Genomic DNA, 2,281 nt, shown 5'->3' with positions numbered 1-2,281 from the left:
TATTTTTTTTGAATTAACTATTCTTTAATAACGGGAGAAATAAAACTAGTAAACTTATAGCTCGGCTTTCTAAATTCTTCGTCAGATATAATGCCGTGTACGCCTAAACGTTGCATGACTGGGAATTGGTACTGCTTTTTAATTGTCCAGGAAAAAATATCAAACCCTAATAATTGTGCCTTATTAATAAAGGCTTTCGTTAATAATTGGTGATGAATGGAAAGGAAGGAGGCATAAGGCCTGTATGATGCCAATTGAAGTAAATCTAAAGGCTTGTTTAATAATAGACCAGTTGCAATGTCAGGCACAAGTTCCTTTAATTGTTTCAGCTCGTTAATGTTAAAGGATTGAACTTTTACTGTTTCCGGATCTAACCCATTATTAATATGGTCGTTTAATATATTTGATAGAATATCTATCATTCCAGGCTGTTTATCAGGAGACTTTACATCAATTAATATGCCAATTTTCTTACCAAAGATATAGAGTACTTCTTCAAGCAGTGGAATCCTTTCATCCGTGAAATCTTTCGAAAACCATGATCCCGCATCAAGCATTTTCAATTCCTTCACTGTGAAATCACCGATATACCCTGCCCCGTTAGTCGTCCTTTTTACATCCTCATCATGAATAACAACTAATTGCTCATCCTTACTTAGCCTAACATCAAGCTCAATATAATCAAAACCAAGATCAACCGCTTTTTGAAAGGAAGCAATTGTATTTTCAGGAGCATAATAGGAGGCACCCCGATGAGCAATAGACTTGAATGGGTGTAGTGGCTGCAGATAATAAAATAGGTTAGAAGTCACTAACCAAAGACCAAGAAAGATGCAGGTTAAAACAGGTCTTTTAATAGGCGAAGTTATGATCATTTCAAAGCCCCCTTTATCATATTTTTATATTATATGAAACTATCTTCTGAAATGTAAGCGCTTTCTTTAGAAATAATCCTTTGTTCGACAAAAGTAGTATTTTTTTGATGAAGGAAACGACAAAGGAAGTATCTAATAGAAAGTGTATGTTTATCAGAAATATTTGAATATTTTATTATATTTTACTTAAAATACTCCATCTTATCAATACATGGGAAATAAATTATTTCTTGAGGAGGAATAAAAAATGTTAAAAGAATTAACTAGGGTTAAAAGGAAGGAATACGATGTCACGATATTCCAAACGCCTGAATTTCGACAAAATAAAGGATATCGACAAGTTTACCGATTAACTGTGCAGGCATCGGACCATGTTGAATGCATCAATTCGGTCTTTTCGACATTTAATGTTCACGATCGAATACCTAATGATTTTAATGGAAGATTTATTTCAACAGGGGATATTTTGAATATTGATGAAGGGCGGAAAGGGCAATATTATTTTCAATTAAAACCGGGAGGCTGGCAGGAGATTAATCGTATTCATATTAGGTAGGAAGGGGAGAGCAGCTATGCTCTCCTTATTCAATGTTAGAACCAGGACCATTTTTCCTTCCTTGAGCAGTGAATTCTTTACCGTGAGCTTCTTGTTCAGCGATAATTGCTTCTTTCGGAATGTGATTATTTTTTTTGGGTGAATTGATTCGATTTCGATGTTTTTTACCCATTTGCAGGCTCCCCTCTATTTCTTACTAATTGTTTTAACTGTTTTTGATGTATTAGGCTCTGTATTTGATCTTGATGTTGGGTTTGTTTCATTCGCGTGTTGAACAGCCTGTCTAAGTTTTTTACTCATTTTTTCCTGTGCCACTAATCAACACCTCCTGATTTGGCTAAAGATAGCTTTCCCGTAAGCGTAAAAAAAATGCTGGAGGAATAGAACGTTTTAAAGCTGGGATATATTATGGTATAGTGAGGTAGGGATTTTTACCCTTCGAGAAAATTTGGGAGGCTTAATTTATGAGTATACATATTGGTGCGAAAGAAAATGAAGTTGCTGAAACAGTCCTTTTACCTGGGGATCCTTTACGTGCAAAATATATTGCTGAAACATTTTTGGAAAATGCAAAATGCTATAATGAAGTACGAAATATGTTTGGATATACAGGTACATACAAGGGCCATCCTATCTCTGTTCAAGGAACTGGTATGGGTGTACCATCGATTTCTATCTATATAAATGAATTGATGCAAAGCTATAATGTTCAAAATTTAATCCGCGTCGGTACTTGTGGGGCTATTCAAAAGGATGTAAAGGTGCGGGATGTGATCCTGGCAATGACAGCTTCAACAGATTCTCAAATGAATAGGATTACATTTGGAGGAGTCGATTATGCTCCTACAGC

4 protein-coding genes are annotated in these 2,281 nt (G+C 35.2%); 2 read left to right on the top strand and 2 right to left on the bottom strand.

Features of this window, described 5'->3' with window-relative positions; translation table 11 throughout:
• Window positions 1–17: 17 nt before the first annotated feature.
• Window positions 18–875: a glycerophosphodiester phosphodiesterase gene (locus V7127_RS16530; protein ID WP_335345407.1), complete on the bottom strand. Its 858-nt coding sequence runs from the start codon at window positions 873–875 to the stop codon at window positions 18–20.
• A gap of 247 nt (window positions 876–1,122) precedes the next feature.
• Here V7127_RS16530 and V7127_RS16525 point away from each other — a divergent pair, with 247 nt between their 5' ends.
• The gene (locus tag V7127_RS16525) at window positions 1,123–1,431 is read left to right on the top strand and encodes a YodL domain-containing protein (RefSeq protein WP_335353661.1); all 309 of its coding nucleotides are present in this window, start codon (window positions 1,123–1,125) and stop codon (window positions 1,429–1,431) included.
• Window positions 1,432–1,456: 25 nt separating this feature from the next.
• On the opposite strand, the gene V7127_RS16520 is transcribed toward V7127_RS16525, so the two are convergent.
• Window positions 1,457–1,603 (bottom strand): hypothetical protein, encoded by a 147-nt coding sequence (locus tag V7127_RS16520; protein ID WP_197414494.1) that lies wholly within the window; start codon window positions 1,601–1,603, stop codon window positions 1,457–1,459.
• Window positions 1,604–1,895: 292 nt separating this feature from the next.
• Between V7127_RS16520 and V7127_RS16515 the strand changes: the two genes are divergently transcribed.
• Window positions 1,896–2,281 (top strand): DeoD-type purine-nucleoside phosphorylase (locus tag V7127_RS16515; RefSeq protein ID WP_335487814.1); only part of this gene is annotated, 386 nt, incomplete at its 3' end.

This window comes from Bacillus sp. JJ1773, from assembly GCF_036962035.1.
In the GTDB taxonomy this organism is placed as follows: domain Bacteria; phylum Bacillota; class Bacilli; order Bacillales; family Cytobacillaceae; genus Cytobacillus.
This window is presented reverse-complemented; position numbering and strand designations above follow the sequence as displayed.